At 69.9% G+C, this 17,800-nt stretch carries 16 protein-coding genes and 1 riboswitch; of the genes, 9 read left to right on the top strand and 7 right to left on the bottom strand.

Annotation, left to right across the window (positions count from 1 at the left end; genetic code table 11):
* Positions 1-61: 61 nt before the first annotated feature.
* From ACFV46_RS30075 to ACFV46_RS30060, 4 genes are all read left to right on the top strand, one after another.
* Positions 62-1,042 (top strand): hypothetical protein, encoded by a 981-nt coding sequence (locus ACFV46_RS30075; protein ID WP_361344814.1) that lies wholly within the window; start codon positions 62-64, stop codon positions 1,040-1,042.
* 74 nt (positions 1,043-1,116) lie between these two features.
* Entirely contained in the window at positions 1,117-1,767 is a 651-nt protein-coding gene (def, locus tag ACFV46_RS30070) for a peptide deformylase (protein ID WP_361925908.1), read from the top strand.
* A 266-nt stretch (positions 1,768-2,033) separates the two neighbouring features.
* Positions 2,034-3,119 (top strand): epi-isozizaene synthase, encoded by a 1,086-nt coding sequence (gene cyc1 / locus ACFV46_RS30065; RefSeq protein ID WP_376729093.1) that lies wholly within the window; start codon positions 2,034-2,036, stop codon positions 3,117-3,119.
* Complete coding sequence (locus tag ACFV46_RS30060) at positions 3,116-4,495, top strand: cytochrome P450 (protein WP_385500547.1); 1,380 nt, start codon at positions 3,116-3,118, stop codon at positions 4,493-4,495. Before cyc1 ends, ACFV46_RS30060 begins: the two co-directional genes overlap by 4 nt.
* On the opposite strand, the gene ACFV46_RS30055 is transcribed toward ACFV46_RS30060, so the two are convergent.
* Positions 4,492-5,457, bottom strand: coding sequence for a helix-turn-helix domain-containing protein (locus ACFV46_RS30055; RefSeq protein ID WP_361925912.1), 966 nt, complete (start codon positions 5,455-5,457; stop codon positions 4,492-4,494). The genes ACFV46_RS30060 and ACFV46_RS30055 overlap by 4 nt on opposite strands.
* 92 nt (positions 5,458-5,549) lie before the next feature.
* Here ACFV46_RS30055 and ACFV46_RS30050 point away from each other — a divergent pair, with 92 nt between their 5' ends.
* Positions 5,550-5,789, top strand: a complete 240-nt coding sequence (locus ACFV46_RS30050; protein WP_062668204.1) for a hypothetical protein — start codon at positions 5,550-5,552, stop codon at positions 5,787-5,789.
* Here the strand turns inward: ACFV46_RS30050 and ACFV46_RS30045 are convergent.
* The 6 genes from ACFV46_RS30045 to ACFV46_RS30020 form a co-directional block, all read right to left on the bottom strand.
* Positions 5,702-6,712 (bottom strand): ribonucleotide-diphosphate reductase subunit beta, encoded by a 1,011-nt coding sequence (locus tag ACFV46_RS30045; RefSeq protein WP_376729095.1) that lies wholly within the window; start codon positions 6,710-6,712, stop codon positions 5,702-5,704. The genes ACFV46_RS30050 and ACFV46_RS30045 overlap by 88 nt on opposite strands.
* A complete protein-coding gene (locus tag ACFV46_RS30040) occupies positions 6,712-9,066 on the bottom strand; it encodes a ribonucleoside-diphosphate reductase subunit alpha (protein ID WP_385500545.1) in 2,355 nt (784 codons plus the stop codon). The genes ACFV46_RS30045 and ACFV46_RS30040 overlap by 1 nt, the downstream gene beginning before the upstream one ends.
* A gap of 123 nt (positions 9,067-9,189) precedes the next feature.
* Positions 9,190-9,322, bottom strand: a riboswitch (cobalamin riboswitch).
* Positions 9,323-9,367: 45 nt separating this feature from the next.
* Entirely contained in the window at positions 9,368-9,874 is a 507-nt protein-coding gene (locus ACFV46_RS30035) for a GNAT family N-acetyltransferase (protein ID WP_385500544.1), read from the bottom strand.
* Between the two features lie 73 nt (positions 9,875-9,947).
* Positions 9,948-11,576: a monocarboxylate uptake permease MctP gene (gene mctP / locus ACFV46_RS30030; protein ID WP_361925919.1), complete on the bottom strand. Its 1,629-nt coding sequence runs from the start codon at positions 11,574-11,576 to the stop codon at positions 9,948-9,950.
* Positions 11,573-11,836 (bottom strand): DUF3311 domain-containing protein, encoded by a 264-nt coding sequence (locus ACFV46_RS30025; protein ID WP_361925920.1) that lies wholly within the window; start codon positions 11,834-11,836, stop codon positions 11,573-11,575. Before ACFV46_RS30025 ends, mctP begins: the two co-directional genes overlap by 4 nt.
* A gap of 148 nt (positions 11,837-11,984) precedes the next feature.
* The gene (locus tag ACFV46_RS30020; protein ID WP_376729098.1) at positions 11,985-12,749 is read right to left on the bottom strand and encodes a GntR family transcriptional regulator; all 765 of its coding nucleotides are present in this window, start codon (positions 12,747-12,749) and stop codon (positions 11,985-11,987) included.
* Positions 12,750-13,106: 357 nt separating this feature from the next.
* Between ACFV46_RS30020 and ACFV46_RS30015 the strand changes: the two genes are divergently transcribed.
* The 4 genes from ACFV46_RS30015 to ACFV46_RS30000 all read left to right on the top strand — a co-directional run bounded on the left by ACFV46_RS30015 (position 13,107) and on the right by ACFV46_RS30000 (position 17,773).
* On the top strand, positions 13,107-14,384 hold the full coding sequence (locus ACFV46_RS30015; protein WP_385500543.1) for an extracellular solute-binding protein: 1,278 nt from the start codon (positions 13,107-13,109) through the stop codon (positions 14,382-14,384).
* A 78-nt stretch (positions 14,385-14,462) separates the two neighbouring features.
* Complete coding sequence (locus ACFV46_RS30010; protein WP_283286261.1) at positions 14,463-15,446, top strand: carbohydrate ABC transporter permease; 984 nt, start codon at positions 14,463-14,465, stop codon at positions 15,444-15,446.
* A complete protein-coding gene (locus ACFV46_RS30005) occupies positions 15,443-16,273 on the top strand; it encodes a carbohydrate ABC transporter permease (RefSeq protein ID WP_385500542.1) in 831 nt (276 codons plus the stop codon). The genes ACFV46_RS30010 and ACFV46_RS30005 overlap by 4 nt, the downstream gene beginning before the upstream one ends.
* 9 nt (positions 16,274-16,282) lie before the next feature.
* Positions 16,283-17,773: a glycoside hydrolase family 3 protein gene (locus ACFV46_RS30000; protein ID WP_385500541.1), complete on the top strand. Its 1,491-nt coding sequence runs from the start codon at positions 16,283-16,285 to the stop codon at positions 17,771-17,773.
* Positions 17,774-17,800: the final 27 nt, after the last annotated feature.

The following is a 17,800-nucleotide window of genomic DNA, read 5'->3' as shown; positions in this document are numbered from 1 at the left end:
GGAAAGGGTGTCCGGGGGCAGCACTAGCCAGCCCACTCCACGGAACTGGCAGGCGGGAATCGTGAGGATCTTCGGCAAGGGACGGCACCGGCCCTCCGCCTCCTGGCGGCAGGCCACCGACCGGGCGTTCACTCTCATCGGCGACGGCCGGTACGAGGACGCCGGCGCGCTGCTGACGCGGGCCGCCGATCTGGAGCCGTGGCTGTCCGAGTCCTGGTTCAACCTCGCCCTGCTGCACAAGTTCCGGCACGACTGGGAGCAGGCCCGCGCCGCAGGCCTGCGGGCCGTCGCCCTGCTCGACCGGGAGACCGGCGCCCCCGACTGGTGGAACGTCGGCATCGCCGCCACCGCCCTCCAGGACTGGCCGCTGGCCCGGCGCGCCTGGCAGGCGTACGGCCTGCGGGTGCCCGGCGGGGCCACCGAGTCCGGTGAGCCGGCCGGGATGGACCTGGGCAGCGCGGCCGTACGGCTCTCCCCGGAAGGTGAGGCCGAGGTCGTGTGGGGGCGGCGGCTGGACCCCGCCCGGATCGAGGTGCTGTCGATCCCGCTGCCGTCGTCCGGGCGCCGCTGGGGCGAGGTCGTGCTGCACGACGGCGTCCCCCACGGGGAGCGCACCACGTCGTCCGGTCACTCCTTCCCGGTCTTCGACGAGATCGAGCTGTGGGCGCCCTCTCCGGTGCCGACCTGGGTGGTGCTCCTCGAGGCGGCCACCGAGGCCGACCGGGACGCCCTGGAGCAGCTCGCCGCCGACGCCGGGTTCGCCGCGGAGGACTGGTCGTCGTCCGTCCGACTGCTGTGCCGGATGTGCTCCGAGTCGCGGATGCCGTCCGACGAGGGCGACGGGGAGCATCTGGACCCGCACGACCACAGTGAGCCGGGCCACCCCGGTCCGCTCGGGCACCGCACCGACGGGCAGCTGTGGGTGCCGGAGCGCGAGTGCGGGGTCGCCGCGCCGGCCGCGCTGGTCCGGGGGCTGCTCGACGGCTGGGTCGCGGACAGCCCGGACAGCCGTGACTGGCGTGATCTCGAAGAGGTCTGCTGAGCATTCGCCGTACCCTGTATCAGCATCACCGTCCGTCCGATCCCCGGTTTGTGCAGGAAAGGCTTACGTCTGTCATGGCCCAGCAGGACACCGAACAGCAGCACGCGGGCGTGCTCCCCGTCGACGACGAGGGCTTCGTCATCGACTCGGAGGACTGCGAGGAGCGCGAGCAGGCGTACCGCGAGCGCGGCACCTCCCGGCCCATCACGGTCGTCGGCAACCCGGTCCTGCACAAGGAGTGCAAGGACGTCACCGAGTTCGACGACGAGCTGCAGAAGCTGGTCGACGACATGTTCGCCTCGCAGCGGACCGCCGAGGGCGTCGGCCTGGCCGCCAACCAGATCGGCGTCGACCTGAAGGTCTTCGTCTACGACTGCCCCGACGACGAGGGCGTGCGGCATGTCGGTGTCGTCTGCAACCCCAAGCTCGTGGAGCTGCCCGCGGACCGGCGCCGCCTGGACGACAGCAACGAGGGCTGCCTGTCCGTGCCGACCGCGTACGCCCCGCTCGCCCGCCCCGACTACGCCGAGGTGACCGGCCAGGACGAGAAGGGCAACCCGATCCGGGTGCGCGGCACCGGCTACTTCGCCCGCTGCCTCCAGCACGAGACGGACCATCTGTACGGCTACCTCTACATCGACCGCCTCTCCAAGCGGGAGCGCAAGGACGCGCTGCGGCAGATGGCCGAGAACGAGCCGCGCTACCCGGTCGTCGCCAACGACTGACACCCCCGCACGCCCCACAGGCACCTTCCGTACGGCGCCCCCCCGTGACCTCTGTCTTGGGCGGGCGCCGTTCGTATGCCCGTCACCTGTTCGACCGCGTTCTCCCGGTGACAGCGGGACGGCGGTCCTGTAGGGGTAGTGAATGATGCAAATCCGTTCCCAGAACGGTCAGTTGTGGTGCTGAATGGAAGAGCGGGGATACACGACGGTGCACGCCCGGCGCAGTGGGGGGCGTGACCGACTGGCGGCCTGAGAGGGGTTTGTTCGTGCATGCTTTCTCACGCGGCACCACATCGACACCGACGGCGGTACAGGTTCCGCCATCGCTCTCCCTTCCGGTGATCGAGGAAGCGTTTCCCAGGCAACTCCATCCCTATTGGCCCCGGCTCCAGGAGAAGACCCGCACCTGGCTCCTGGAAAAGCGGCTCATGCCGGCCGACAAGGTCGAAGAGCATGCCGACGGCCTGTGCTACACGGACCTCATGGCGGGGTACTACACCGAGGCCCCCGAGGACGTCCTGCAGGCGATAGCCGACTACAGCGCGTGGTTCTTCGTCTGGGACGACCGGCACGACCGGGACATCGTCCACCGCCGCCCGGCCGACTGGCGGCGCCTGCGGATGCGGCTGCACGCCGCCCTCGACGCGCCCGAGAGCCACCTCCGGCACGCCGATCCGCTGGTCGCGGGCCTCGCCGACAGCCTGGTGCGGCTCTACTCGTTCCTGTCCCCCACCTGGAACACCCGCTTCGCCCGCCACTTCCACGCGGTGATCGAGGCGTACGACCGGGAATTCGCGAACCGCACCGAGGGCCGCATTCCCACCGTCGAGGAATACCTCGCGCTGCGCCGTCTCACCTTCGCCCACCGGATCTGGACCGATCTGCTGGAGCCGAGCGCTCAGCTGGAACTCCCGGACCCGGTACGGAAACATCCCGCCTATGCGCGGGCCGCATTACTGAGTCAGGATTTCGCCGCCTGGTACAACGACCTCTGCTCGCTGCCGAAGGAAATAGCGGGCGACGAGGTCCACAATCTCGGCATCAGTCTCGTCACCCATGAACGGCTGACCCTGGAGGAGGCGGTCGCGGAAATGCGGCGACGCGTCGACACCTGTGTCTCCGAATTCCTCGTCGCCGAACGCGAGGCCCTGGAATTCGCCGACTCCCTCTCCGACGGCACCCGGCACGGAAAGGAACTCGGTGCCGCCGTGCGCACCTGCGTCGGCGACATGCGCAACTGGTTCAGCTCCGTCTACTGGTTCCACCACGAGTCCGGCCGGTACAAGGTCGACAGCTGGGACGACCGGTCCACGCCCCCGTACGTCAGCAACGAAGCGGCAGGTGAGAAATGACCGTCGAGTCCACGCAGCCCACGACAGACTCCCGTCCCTCCTCCGAACTGCGGGAGCCGCCCCTCGCCGGCGGCGGGATCCCCGTGCTGCGCCACGCCTGGCGGATGGTCCGCGACCCGCTCGCCTTCATGTCCGGGCTGCGGGACCACGGCGACGTCGTCCGGATCAAGCTCGGCCCGAAGACGCTGTACGCCGTCACCACCCCCGAGCTGACCGGCGCGCTGGCGCTGAGCACCGACTTCGAGATCGCCGGGCCGCTGTGGGAGTCGCTGGAGGACCTGCTCGGCAAGGAGGGCGTGGCCACCGCGAACGGCCCCCGCCACCGCCGTCAGCGCCGCACCATGCAACCCGCCTTCCGGCTCGACGCCATCCCCGGCTACGCGCCGGTCATGGAGGAGGAGGCCCACGCGCTCACCGGGCGCTGGACGGCCGGCGAGATCATCGACTGCACCACCGAGGCGTTCCGGATCGCCGTGCGCGTCGCCGCCCGCTGCCTGCTGCGCGGGGCGTACATGGACGAGCGCGCCGAACGGCTGTCCGCGGCGCTCGACACGCTCTTCCGGGGCATGTACCGGCGGATGGTGATCCCGCTCGGGCCGCTTTACAGGCTGCCCCTTCCGGCCAACCGCCGATTCAACGGCGCCCTGGCCGACTTCCATCTCATCGTCGACGAGATCGTCGCCGAACGCCGGGCATCCGGTCAAAAGCCGAACGATTTGCTGACGGCATTGCTGGAGGCCACGGACGGGAATGGCGACCCGATTGGGGAGCAGGAGATCCACGATCAGGTCGTGGCCATTCTCACCGCGGGCGCCGAAACCGTGGGATCCACGATCATGTGGCTGCTCCACGTCCTCGCCGAGCACCCGGAACACGCCGACAAGGTGCGGGCGGAAGTTGAATCCATGACCAAGGGACGGCCGGTGGCATTCGAGGACGTCCGCGGCCTGCGGCACACCAACAATGTCGTCGTGGAGGCAATGCGGCTGCGGCCCGCGATCTGGATTCTCACCCGGCGCGCGGTCACGGACACGGAACTCGGTGGCTATCGCATTCCGGCCGGGTCCGACATCGTCTACAGCCCGTACGCGGTCCAGCGCGATCCGCGGTCGTACGCCGACCACCTCCGGTTCGACCCGGACCGCTGGCTCCCGGAGCGGGCGAAGGAGGTGCCGAAGCACGCCATGGCCCCGTTCGGCGTCGGCAACCGCAAGTGCCCGAGCGACCACTTCTCGATGGCGCTGCTGACCCTCGTCACGGCGGCCCTGGCGACGTCGTACCGCTTCGAGCAGGCCCCCGGCTCCAAGGACGGCACCCGGGTCGGCATCACCCTCCACCCGCACGACCTCAGGCTGCGGACGATGCCCCGCGGCTAGGCGGCCTCGGGGCCCTGGAACGTCCGCCGGTACGCCTGGGGGGTCGTCCCGAGGGCCCGTACGAACTGGTGGCGCAGCGCTGCCGCCGTGCCGAACCCGGTCCGGCCGGCGATCGCGTCCACCGTCTCGTCCGTCGCCTCCAGCAACTGCTGGGCCAGCAGGACCCGTTGCCGCAGGATCCAGCGGTAGGGGGTGGTGCCGGTCTCCTGCTGGAAGCGGCGGGCGAAGGTCCGTGGGGACATCAGCGCGCGTTCGGCGAGCTGCTCCACGGTGACGTCCTCGTCGAGGTGCCGTTCCATCCAGGCCAGCACCTCGCCGACCGTGTCGCACGAGGAGACGGGCAGCGGCCGCTCGATGTACTGGGCCTGGCCGCCGTCCCGGTGCGGCGGCACGACCATGCGCCGGGCGATCTTGTTGGCGATCTCCGTGCCCTGTTCCTGCCGCACCAGGTGCAGACAGGCGTCGATCCCGGCGGCGGTGCCGGCGCTGGTGATCACCGGCCCCTCGTCGACGTACAGCACGTCGGGCTCGACCGTCGTGCGGGGGTGCCGCCGGGCCAGCTCCTCGGCGTGCCGCCAGTGCACGCTGCACCGCCGCCCGTCGAGCAGCCCCGCCGCCCCCAGCAGGAAGACGCCGGAGCAGACGCTGAGCACCCGGGCGCCCCGGTCGACCGCTCTGACCAGGGCGTCCAGCAGCTCGGGCGGGAAGTCACGGGTGACGTAGTCGTCGCCCGCGGGCACCGCGATCAGGTCCGCCTCCTCCAGCCGCTCCAGTCCGTACGGTGTGGAGAGGGTCAGCCCACCGGTGTGGGTGCCCAGCGTCGGCCCCTCGGCCGAGGCGACCGCGAAGTCGTACGTGGGCAGGCCCTCGTCGCTGCGGTCGATGCCGAACACCTCGCAGACCACGCCGAGTTCGAAGGGGTGTACGCCGTCCAGCAGGACGGCCGCCACGTTCTTCAGCATGCTGCCATTGTGCCGCGCGGATGGCAGTAAATCGAGGGTGCGCGGCAGTCCTGCCACTGTTCGACAGGAGTGTCCGGCGCGACAGTGGTGTCATGACTACGGAACAGACACAGACACTGCTCGCCATGGCCGTCGTGCTCGGGATGTTCGTCCTCCTGGTCCTCCCGTCGGTGATCGGGATCGTGCACGACCGCCGCATCGACCGTCAGATCAGGGAGGCCCAGGAGCGCGACGCGGTCCGGACTCAGAAGTCCTCGTCCAGGTCGACGGTGCCCTCCACCGCCACCTGGTACGCCGAGGGACGCCGCTCGAAGAAGTTGGTCAACTCCTGAACCCCCTGCAGCTCCATGAAGGAGAAGGGGTTCTCGGAGCCGTACACCGGAGCGAAGCCGAGGCGGGTCAGCCGCTGGTCGGCGACACACTCCAGGTACTGCCGCATCGAGTCGGTGTTCATGCCCGGGAGGCCGTCCCCGCACAGGTCGCGCGCGAACTGCAGCTCGGCCTCGACGGCCTCCCTGAGCATGTCGGTGACCTGCTCCCCGAGCCGGTCGTCGAATAGCTCCGGCTCCTCCTTGCGGACGGTGTCGACCACGTCGAACGCGAACGACATGTGCATGGTCTCGTCCCGGAACACCCAGTTGGTGCCGGTCGCGAGGCCGTGCAGCAGGCCCCGGCTGCGGAACCAGTAGACGTAGGCGAAGGCGCCGTAGAAGAACAGACCCTCGATGCAGGCCGCGAAGCAGATCAGGTTGAGCAGGAACCGCCGGCGGTCGGCCTGTGACTCCAGGCGGTCCAGCTTCTCCACCTCGTTGATCCACTTGAAGCAGAAGCCGGCCTTCTCACGGATCGACGGGATGTTCTCCACCGCCGCGAACGCCGCCGCCCGGTCCTCCGGATCGGGGAGGTAGGTGTCGAGCAGCGTCAGATAGAACTGGACGTGCACGGCCTCCTCGAACAGCTGGCGCGAGAGGTACAGCCGCGCCTCGGGGGAGTTGATGTGCTTGTACAGCGTCAGCACCAGGTTGTTCGCGACGATCGAGTCACCGGTCGCGAAGAACGCCACCAGCCGCCCGATCAGGTGCTGTTCGGCCGGGGTCAGCTTCGCCAGGTCGGCCACGTCCGAGTGGAGGTCGACCTCCTCCACGGTCCAGGTGTTCTTGATGGCGTCCCGGTAGCGCTCGTAGAAGTCCGGGTAGCGCATGGGGCGCAGGGTCAGCTCGAAGCCGGGGTCGAGAAGGTTCTGGGTACGGGTCATCACTGGCAGGCCTCGCAGGACTCGGGGTTCTCAAGGGAGCAGGCGACCGCGTCGGGGTCGGTGACCTGCTGGACGGGGACGGTGGCGCGGGCCGCGCGGGCGATCCTCGTCGCCGGGCGTGAGCGCAGGTAGTACGTCGTCTTCAGTCCCTGCTTCCAGGCGTACGCGTACATCGAGGAGAGCTTGCCGATGGTCGGCGTCTCCAGGAACAGGTTCAGGGACTGCGACTGGTCGAGGAACGGGGTGCGTGCCGCCGCCATGTCGATCAGGCCGCGCTGCGGGATCTCCCAGGCCGTGCGGTAGAGCGCCCGTACGTCCGCCGGGATCCAGGCGAAGTCCTGCACCGAGCCGTTGGCCTCGCGCAGCGCCTCGCGGGTGCGGGCGTCCCACACGCCGAGCCGCTTCAGCTCCTCGACCAGATAGGAGTTGACCTGCAGGAACTCTCCGGACAGGGTCTCGCGCTTGAACAGGTTGGAGACCTGTGGCTCGATGCACTCGTAGACACCGGCGATCGACGCGATCGTGGCGGTGGGCGCGATCGCCAGCAGCAGGGAGTTGCGCAGCCCGGTCCCGGCGATCCGCTCGCGCAGCGCGGCCCAGCGCTCGGGCCAGGCGAGCTCGACGTCGTAGTGGTCGGGGTGCAGCACGCCCCGCGCGGTCCGCGTCTTCTCCCAGGCCGGCAGCGGGCCCTCGCGCTCGGCGAGGCCGGCGGACGCCTCGTACGCGGCGAGCATGATCCGCTCGGCGATCCGGGTGGACAGCGCTTTGGCCTCGGCGGAGTCGAAGGGCAGCCGCAGCTGGAAGAAGACGTCCTGGAGGCCCATCGCGCCCAGGCCCACCGGACGCCACCGGGCGTTGGAGCGGCCGGCCTGCTCGGTCGGGTAGTAGTTGATGTCCACGACCCGGTCGAGGAACGTGACGGCCGTGTGGACCGTCTCGTCCAGGCGCTCCCAGTCGATGTCCCCGTCCCGCACGAAGGCGCCGAGGTTGACCGAGCCCAGGTTGCAGACCGCCGTCTCCCCGTCGTCCGTGACCTCCAGGATCTCGGTGCACAGGTTGGAGGAGTGCACGACGTGGCCGGGCAGGGCGGTCTGGTTGGCGGTGCGGTTGGCGGCGTCCTTGAAGGTCATCCAGCCGTTGCCGGTCTGCGCGAGGGTGCGCATCATGCGGCCGTACAGCTCCCGGGCCGGGAGGGTCTTGCGGGCCAGCCCCGCGCGCTCCGCCTCGCGGTACGCGGCGTCGAACTCCTCGCCCCACAGGTCGACCAGTTCGGGCACGTCGGCGGGGGAGAACAGGCTCCAGGACCCGTCGGCCTCCACCCGGCGCATGAACTCGTCCGGCACCCAGTGCGCGAGGTTCAGGTTGTGCGTACGGCGGGCGTCCTCACCGGTGTTGTCCCGCAGCTCCAGGAACTCCTCGATGTCGGAGTGCCAGGTCTCCAGGTAGACCGCGGCGGCGCCCTTGCGCCGGCCGCCCTGGTTCACGGCGGCGACCGAGGCGTCCAGCGTCTTCAGGAACGGCACGATGCCGTTGGAGTGCCCGTTGGTGCCCCGGATCAGCGAACCCCGGGCGCGGACGCGGGAGTACGACAGACCGATGCCGCCCGCGTGCTTGGAGAGGCGCGCGACCTGGTGGTAGCGGTCGTAGATCGAGTCCAGCTCGTCCTTGGGGGAGTCCAGGAGGTAGCAGGACGACATCTGGGGGTGCCGGGTACCGGAGTTGAAGAGCGTGGGGGAGGACGGCAGGTACTCCAGGCGGCTCATCAGCCGGTAGAGCGCGGCGACCTCGTCCACCGCCCCGGCGGTGTCGTCCGCGGCGAGACCGGCGGCGACGCGCAGCAGGAAGTGCTGGGGCGTCTCGATCACCTTGCGGGTGAGCGGGTGCCGCAGCAGATAGCGGCTGTGCAGGGTGCGCAGCCCGAAGTAGCCGAACCGGTCGTCGGCGGCGGGGTCGACGAGCGCGTCGAGCCGGGTGGCGTGCGTCCGGGCGAACGCGGCGGTCCGGTCGGCGACGAGGCCCTCGCGGTGGCCGGTCGCGACAGACTCGGTGAAGGTCGTGACGCCCTGCGAGGCCGCCTCGGCGGCGATGGAGAGGGTGAGCAGCCGCGCGGCCAGCCGGCTGTACGCGGGGTCCTCGGAGATGAGCCCGGCCGCCGCATCGGTGGCGAGCTCGCGCAGCTCGGTCTCGTCGGCCCGGGCGGACCGGCCGCGCAGCGCGGCGGCGGCGACCCGGCCGGGGTCGGCGTCGGGGAGGTCGGCGGTCAGCTCGGTCAGGGTCCGCAGCAGCGCGGCACCGGGACCGTCGTTGCCCGGTTCGGCCGCCGCTGAGGCCGGTTCGGCTGGCGCGATCGTCACGTGAGGCTCTCCCTCGCTCGGCACAGGGCCTTGCGGAGGGCAGGGGGCAGCTCACGAGCGCACGGGGCGTCGCGTCCACCGGCCCATTCCACGAGGCCCGGACGTCGGAGCGCACCGGCCGGGTGGCCGGGACGCACTGTCGGCAGGTCCTCGGACTGACGAAGCGCATGAGACATGCACAAGTACACCGTTGCGGGACAGTTCCGGATTCGCACCGGATTCCCCTGCGGCGACAGCGAGCATGAGCATACATCTTGTGCTCGCCTGCCGCGCCACCCCTAGATGTTGTGGCGTACTGGTGTCAGAGCGTCAACTCATAGGTGATGAGCGTGAGGTCGGTCAGCTCCGGCAGCGGGTTCCAGTCCCGTTCCGGTGTGCGGACGAAGCCCAGGCGCTCGTAGAGGCGATGGGCGCCGTGCATGGCGCGCTGGGAGGAGAGGATCACGCGCACACAGCCCGCCGTGGCCCGGGCGCGCTCCACGCAGGCGCGCACGAGCGCCTCGCCGGCGCCACGGCCCCGGGCCGCGTGGTCGACGGCGAGCATACGGATCTCCGCCTCGCCGGGGCCCGCCAGATCGGCCATCGGGCCGCCGTCGGGGACGAAGGTCACACCGCCGAGGACGCGGCCGTGCTCGACGGCCACGAGCACCTGGGCGGCCGCCGCGCGCTTGGCCACGTCCTTCAGCTCGCCGAGATAGGCGTCGTCCTCGCCGAAGTCGAGGAGGCCGTCCTGGAGGTAGGCCCGTGCGGTGATCTCGCCCAGAAGGCCGTACTCGCCGGGGTCCGCCGGCCGGATCACGATGTCCATGCCGCCGAGTCTGCCGTAGGCACAGGGCGGCGGGCCGCCGGATTTCTCCGACGGCCCGCCGCTTCCCGCTGGTTCAGTGGGAGGTGCCCGCCGTGGCCGGCGGCAGCTCCACCTGGACGCCGGGGTCGCCCGCGTCCGCCGTGTAGTCCTCCGGCTTCGTCTCGTCGACGCCGTCGGGGGCCTTCGCGGCCCTCAGGACGAACGTCAGGACGACGGTGACCAGCACGTTGAGCACGAACGCGGTCAGGCCGATGTAGCCGATCTCGCCGATGCCCGGGATCTCCTTGGAGGAGCCGCCGAAGTGCTTCTGCGCCGGGGTCGCCACCCCGTACGCGGCGAGCGTGCCGTAGACCATGCCGACCGCCCAGCCGGCCAGCAGGGCCCAGCGGTGGAACCAGCGGGTGAACAGGCCGCCGACCAGGGCCGGGAAGGTCTGGAGGATCCAGATGCCGCCCAGCAGCTGGAAGTTGATGGCGACCGTCTTGTCCATGGTGAGGACGAAGACCAGGGCGCCCACCTTCACCAGCAGCGACACGATCTTGGAGACCGCGGTTTCCTGCTTGGGTGTCGCGTCGGGCTTGATGAAGTCCTTGTAGATGTTGCGGGTGAACAGGTTCGCCGCCGCGATGGACATGATCGCCGCCGGCACCAGCGCGCCGATGCCGATCGCCGCGAAGGCCACACCCGCGAACCAGGCCGGGAACATGGTCTCGAACAGCTGCGGGATCGCCAGCTGCCCGTTCTGCACCTTGATCCCGGCCGCGATCGCCATGAAGCCCAGCAGGGCCAGCAGGCCCAGCATCAGGGAGTACAGCGGCAGGATCGTGGTGTTGCGCCGGATCACCTCACGGCTGCGCGAGGACAGCGTCGCGGTGATCGAGTGCGGGTACATGAACAGCGCGAGCGCGGAGCCCAGCGCCAGCGTGGCGTACGTCCACTGGGTGGCGTCGGGCGGGGTGAGCGCCCCGCGCGGGGCGCCCGTGGCCGGGTTCGGCTCCGCGAAGGCGTCGCCGGCCTTGGCGAAGATCTCGTCGAAGCCGCCGAGCTTGATCGGGATGTAGATGATCGCCACCGCGATGACGATGTAGATCAGCGTGTCCTTCACGAAGGCGATCAGCGCGGGGGCGCGCAGTCCCGACGAGTAGGTGTACGCGGCCAGCACGCCGAAGGCGATGAGCAGCGGCAGGTCCTTGACGAACCAGTTGGTGCTCTCCCCGCCGCCGACGCCCATCACGTCCAGGACGGCCTGGATGCCGACCAGCTGGAGCGCGATGTAGGGCATCGTCGCCAGGATGCCGGTGACCGCCACGGCCAGCGACAGGCTCTTGGAGCCGAACCGTCCGCGCACGAAGTCCGAGGTCGTCACATAGCCGTGCTTGTGCGAGACCGACCACAGCCGCGGCAGGAACGTGAAGATCAGCGGGTAGACCAGGATGGTGTACGGCACCGCGAAGAAGCCCGCCGCGCCGGCCGCGTAGATCGCCGCCGGGACCGCGACGAAGGTGTACGCGGTGTACAGGTCGCCGCCGAGCAGGAACCAGGTCACCCAGGTGCCGAACGACCGGCCGCCCAGGCCCCATTCGTCGAGGCTGTGCTCGTTGTCGGCCTTGCGCCAGCGCGCGGCCAGGAAGCCCATGACCGTGACGGCCAGGAAGAAGAAGATGAAGACGCCGAGCGCGACGCCGTTCACGCCGTCGTTCATTCCGCCGCACCGCCCTTCCGCGGGGCGCGGGCGCGCTGGTCACGCTGCCACAGCTTGTACGCCGTCATCGTCAGCAGCGTCGAGAGCAGCACCCACAGCATCTGGTACCAGTAGAAGAAGGGGATGCCGATGAACTGCGGGTCGGTCTTGGCGTACGAACCCACCCACAGCATCGCCACGAAGGGCGCGGCCAGGCAGAGACCGATGACCACCCGGGTCGGCGTCACCACGCCTCTGCTCACTTCTGGGGCATCTGACATCTGACGGCTCCGTCCCCTTGTTGATCGCCTGTGAAATGCCCGGGCAATCTAGGTGACGGCGCGACCGCAGCGGAAGGCCTTGGCCACGGTTCGGATGTGGAGGAATCGTGTGCGTGGCACAGGGCCGTTGAGCAGCGGTGTTGTCGTCTCAGTCCTGCGGCCGCTTCAGTCGCGCGACGAACTTGTACCGGTCGCCGCGGTAGACCGAGCGCACCCACTCCACCGGCTGGCCGGCACGGTCCAGGGAGTGCCGGGACAGCATGAGCATCGGCAGGCCCACGTCGGTGCCGAGCAGGCCGGCCTCGCGGGGGGTGGCCAGGGAGGTCTCGATGGTCTCCTCGGCCTCGGCGAGGTGGACGTCGTAGACCTCGGCGAGCGCGGTGTAGAGCGAGGTGTACTTGACCAGCGACCGGCGCAGGGCGGGGAAGCGCTTGGCCGACAGGTGCGTGGTCTCGATGGCCATCGGCTCGCCGTTCGCCATGCGCAGCCGCTCGATGCGCAGCACCCGGCCGCCGGCCGTGATGTCGAGCAGGCCGGCCAGGCGGTCGTCGGCGGTGATGTACCCGATGTCCAGCAGCTGGGAGGTCGGCTCCAGACCCTGGGCGCGCATGTCCTCGGTGTACGAGGTGAGTTGCAGCGCCTGCGACACCTTCGGCTTGGCGACGAACGTGCCCTTGCCCTGGATGCGCTCCAGCCGGCCCTCGACGACGAGTTCCTGCAGGGCCTGGCGCACGGTCGTGCGCGAGGTGTCGAACTCGGCGGCGAGCGTGCGCTCGGGCGGCACCGGGGTGCCGGGCGCCTGGGTCTCCGTCATGTCGAGGAGGTGCTTCTTCAGGCGGTAGTACTTGGGCACGCGGGCGGTACGGACGGGGACGCCGCTCTCGTTCTCCGCACTGCTGACGTCGGTGCTCATGCTCCGCCTTCCCGGCTCCGGCTGCGGCTCACATCGTGGCACGCGCGTGTGGGGCCTGTCCCCGTACGCTCCGTGATCTGTTCTGTATACCGTCGCCGCGTCGTTTGGTCTAGTCCACAGAATTCAGTGGTATAGCGACTGATGGCGGCTGTGAGCCGCATTTTCGAGGGTTTCTTACTTAAAGGTTCCTGCATATGTAGGTCGCATAACGGCTGGTCGGAGCGTATTCCACCACCCTTGACACCCTTTCTGGTCTGGTCCAAGCTCCGGGTACTGGTCTACACCATTGGTCCAGGTCCCGGCCCATCGCTAGTGCGGGGAGGCAGGGGGGTTTGTGGCATCCCTGAGGAGGGTGGCGTGAAGCGCAGGCTGATATCCGCGATCGGTGTCGCGGGCATGATGATCTCCCTGGCGGCGTGCGGGGGCGACGACGGCGACGGCGACGGCAAGGCCGGGGCGGACGGCTACGCGGGCCAGACGCTCACGGTGTGGGTGATGGACGGTTCCTCGCCCGACCAGTGGCAGAAGGACGTCGCCGCGGCTTTCGAGAAGAAGACCAAGGCCAAGGTCAAGTTCGAGATCCAGCAGTGGAACGGCATCCAGCAGAAGCTGACCACCGCGCTCTCCGAGGAGAACCCGCCGGACGTCTTCGAGATCGGCAACACCCAGACCCCGGCGTACGCCAAGACCGGCGGCCTCGCCGACCTGGCGGACCTCAAGAACGAGATCGGCGGCGAGTGGACGGCGTCCCTCAACGAGTCCTCGATCTTCGAGGGCAAGCAGTACGCGGCGCCCTGGTACTTCGCCAACCGTGTCGTGCTCTACAACAAGAAGATCTGGGCCGACGCCGGCATCAAGGACACGCCCAAGACCCGCGACGAGTTCTACGCCGACCTCAAGCAGATCGGCGAGAAGACCGACGCCGAGCCGATCTACCTGCCCGGCCAGAACTGGTACCACTTCGTCGGCCTCACCATCGGTGAGGGCGTCCAGCTCGTGAAGGAGCAGGACGGCAAGTACGTCTCCAACCTCGCCGACCCCAAGGTCGCCGCCGCGATGGAGACCTACAAGAAGTTCCAGGCCCTGTCCAAGGCCCCCAAGGACAAGGACGAGGCCACCCCGCAGCAGGGCGAGGTCTTCGGCAAGGGCAACGTCGGCGCCTTCATCGGCATGGGCTGGGAGGCCGGCATCGCCACCAAGGCGAACCCGAAGATCGAGAAGGAGATCGGCTACTTCACCATCCCCGGTGCCACGGCCGACAAGCCCGAGGGCGTCTTCCTCGGCGGTTCCAACCTCGCGGTCGCCGCGGGCAGCAAGAAGCAGGAGCTGGCCAAGGAGTTCCTGAAGATCGCCCTGTCCGACACCTACGAGGGCGAGCTCGCCAAGCTCAACGGCGTCATCCCCAACAAGGAGTCGCTGCAGAGCAACCTGAAGGGCAACGAGGTCGCCGAGGCCGCCGCGCCGGCCGCCGCGGGCGGCGGCACCACGCCGCTGATCCCCGAGTGGGCCGCCGTGGAGAACGCGCCGAACCCGGTGAAGACGTACATGACCGCCGTGCTGAACGGCAAGTCCCCGGCCGCCGCCGCCAAGCAGGTCGAGGACGAGTTCAACAAGCGCCTCGCGCAGCAGCAGTAAGGGCACCGGGTGCGGGGGCCGGCCGTCGGGCCGCCCCCGCACCCTCGTTCCGGTAGGTCGAGAAGAGAGATCGCGAGCATGACCGTGCAGACCGAACGGCCGCCCTCCGGTCCGGTGGACGTGGCGAAGACGACGCCGGGCCCCGGCGGGCGCAGACCCGCGACGGGGAAGCGCGCGGGCGCGTTCGTCCCCTACCTCCTGCTGCTGCCGGCCTGCGCGGCCACCGTGCTGCTGCTCGGCTGGCCGCTGCTGAAGGACGTGCTGCTGTCGTTCCAGAACCTCAACATGGCGCAGCTCATCCAGCACGTCACCGAGTGGAACGGCGTCGAGAACTACAAGCAGGTCCTCACCGGCGAGGACTTCTGGCGCGTCACCCTGCGCTCGATCCTGTTCACGGCGGTCAACGTCGTCCTGATCATGGTGGCGGGGACGCTGATCGGCCTGCTGCTCGCCCGTCTCGGCAAGCGGATGCGGCTGACGCTCATGATGGGGCTCGTGCTGGCCTGGGCGATGCCCGTGGTCGCCGCGAGCACCGTCTACCAGTGGCTGTTCGCCCAGCGCTTCGGCGTCGTCAACTGGGTGCTCGACAAGCTGGGCTGGCACTCGATGGCCGACTACAGCTGGACCAGCAGCCAGATGTCCACGTTCTTCGTGGTCACCCTGCTGATCGTGTGGATGTCCATCCCGTTCGTCGCGATCAACCTCTACGCGGCCACGACCACCATCCCCAGCGAGCTGTACGAGGCCGCGTCCCTGGACGGCGCGGGCGTCTGGAAGAGCTTCACCACGGTGACCATGCCGTTCCTGCGGCCCTTCCTGTACGCCACGACCTTCCTCGAGGTCATCTGGGTCTTCAAGGCGTTCGTGCAGGTCTTCACCATCAACGGCGGCGGCCCCGACCGGCTCACCGAGATCCTGCCCGTCTACGCCTACATCGAGGGCGTCGGCAACCAGCACTACGGCATGGGTGCCGCGATCGCCGTCCTGACCATCCTGATCCTGCTCGGCTTGACCGCGTACTACCTCAGGATCGTGCTCAAGCAAGAGGAGGACGAGCTGTGAAGCGCTCATTCTTCGGCCGCCTGTGGCCCAACGTCACGGCCGTCGTCCTGTTCATCGGCTTCGTCTTCCCCGTGTACTGGATGTTCGCCACGGCCTTCAAGCCGACCGGCGACATCATCTCCGAGGACCCGGTCTGGTTCCCGACCGACGTCACCTTCGAGCACTTCAAGCGGGCCACCGGCGTCGACCACTTCTGGACCTACGTCACCAACTCGCTGATCGTCACCGTCTGCGCGGTCGCCTTCGCCCTGGTCGTCGCGCTGGCCGGCGCGTTCGCCCTCGCCCGGATGCGGTTCAAGGGGCGGCGCGGGTTCGTCATCGGCTTCATGCTGGCCCAGATGGCGCCCTGGGAGGTCATGATCATCGCGATGTACATGATCGTCCGGGACGCGTCGATGCTCAACAGCCTGCTGCCGCTGACGGTCTTCTACATGATGATGATCCTGCCCTTCACCATCCTGACGCTGCGGGGCTTCGTCGCCGCGGTGCCCCGGGAACTGGAGGAGGCGGCGATGGTCGACGGCTGCACCCGCTCCCAGGCCTTCCTCAAGGTCATCCTGCCGCTGCTCGCGCCGGGGCTGATGTCCACGTCCCTGTTCGGCTTCATCACCGCGTGGAACGAGTTCCCGCTGGTCCTGGTGCTGAACAAGGAGGCGGAGTCGCAGACCCTGCCGCTGTGGCTGTCCAGCTTCCAGACCGCGTTCGGCAACGACTGGGGCGCGACCATGGCCGCGTCCTCCCTCTTCGCCATCCCGATCCTGATCCTCTTCGTCTTCCTGCAGCGCAGGGCAGTCAGCGGCCTGACGGCCGGCGCCGTGAAGGGATAACGCCACCCGATGACGACAATCGCCAGCGGCACCGACACGCTCACGCGCGATGCCCTGACCGTCCTCCAGCCGGGCTTCACCGGCACCACCGCCCCGGACTGGCTGCTGCGCCGGCTCGGGGAGGGCCTCGCCTCCGTCGGACTGTTCGGCCGCAACATCGCCTCGCCCGAGCAGTTGGCGGCCCTCACCGCCCAGCTGCGCGCCGAGCGCGACGACGTCCTCGTGGCGATCGACGAGGAGGGTGGTGACGTGACGCGGCTCGAGGTGCGCTCCGGCTCCAGCTTCCCCGGCAACCACGCCCTCGGCGCCGTCGACGACGTGGAGCTCACCCGGCAGGTCGCGGCCGAACTGGGCCGGCGCCTCGCCGCCTGCGGGGTCAACCTCAACTGGGCCCCGTCGGCCGACATCAACTCCAACCCGGCCAACCCGGTGATCGGCGTGCGCTCCTTCGGCGCCGGCACCGCCCTGGCCGCCCGGCACACCGCCGCCTATGTCACCGGCCTCCAGTCGGCGGGCGTCGCGGCCTGCACCAAGCACTTCCCCGGCCACGGCGACACCGCCGTCGACTCCCACCACGCCCTGCCCCGCATCGACGCCGGCGCCTCGGTGCTGACGGAGCGTGAACTCGCCCCGTTCCGCGCGGCGATCGCGGCCGGCACCCGGGCGATGATGAGCGCGCACATCCTGGTCCCCGCCCTGGACCCGGACCGCCCGGCGACCCTGTCCCGCGCCGTCCTGTCCGAGCTGCTGCGCGGCGAACTCGGCTACACCGGCCTCATCGTCACCGACGGCATGGAGATGCAGGCCATCGCCGCCACCTACGGCATCGAGCGCGGCAGCGTCCTCGCGATCGCGGCCGGCGCCGACGCGATCTGCGTGGGCGGCGGCCTCGCCGACGACGAGACGGTACGGCGGCTGCGCGACGCCCTCGTCACGGCCGTCCGCTCGGGCGAGCTCCCCGAGGCACGGCTCGCGGAGGCCGCCGAACGCGTCCGCGAGCTGGCCCGCTGGACGGCCACCGCCACCGCGGACCCGGCCGAGGCCCGCCCCGACATCGGCCTGGTCGCCGCCCGCCGCGCCCTGCGGCTGACGGGCGCCGCGTCCTTCACCCCGCTCACCGAGGCGCCGTACGTCGCGGCCTTCACACCGGTCGCCAACATCGCCGTGGGCGACGAGACCCCGTGGGGCGTGGCGGCGGACCTGGGCCGTCTCCTGCCCGGCACCCGCACGGGCAGCCACACCGGCGAGGACGCCGGCCGCGAGGCGCTGGCGGCGGCGGGCGGCAGCCGTCTGGTGGCGGTCGTGCGCGACGAGCACCGCCATCCCTGGATGGCGACGGCCCTGGACGACCTGCTCACGGCCCGCCCCGACACGATCGTGGTCGAGATGGGCGTCCCCCAGGCCGCCCCGCGCGGCGCCCTGCACATCGCCACCCACGGCGCGGCCCGCGTCTGCGGCCGCGCGGCGGCCGAGGTCATCGCGGGCGTCCAGGCACCATGACGAAGGCGCCGGCCCCCTCCGAGGGGG

The sequence above is a fragment of the Streptomyces sp. NPDC059852 genome, assembly GCF_042731455.1.
Taxonomy (GTDB): Bacteria; Actinomycetota; Actinomycetes; order Streptomycetales; family Streptomycetaceae; genus Streptomyces.
This window is presented reverse-complemented; position numbering and strand designations above follow the sequence as displayed.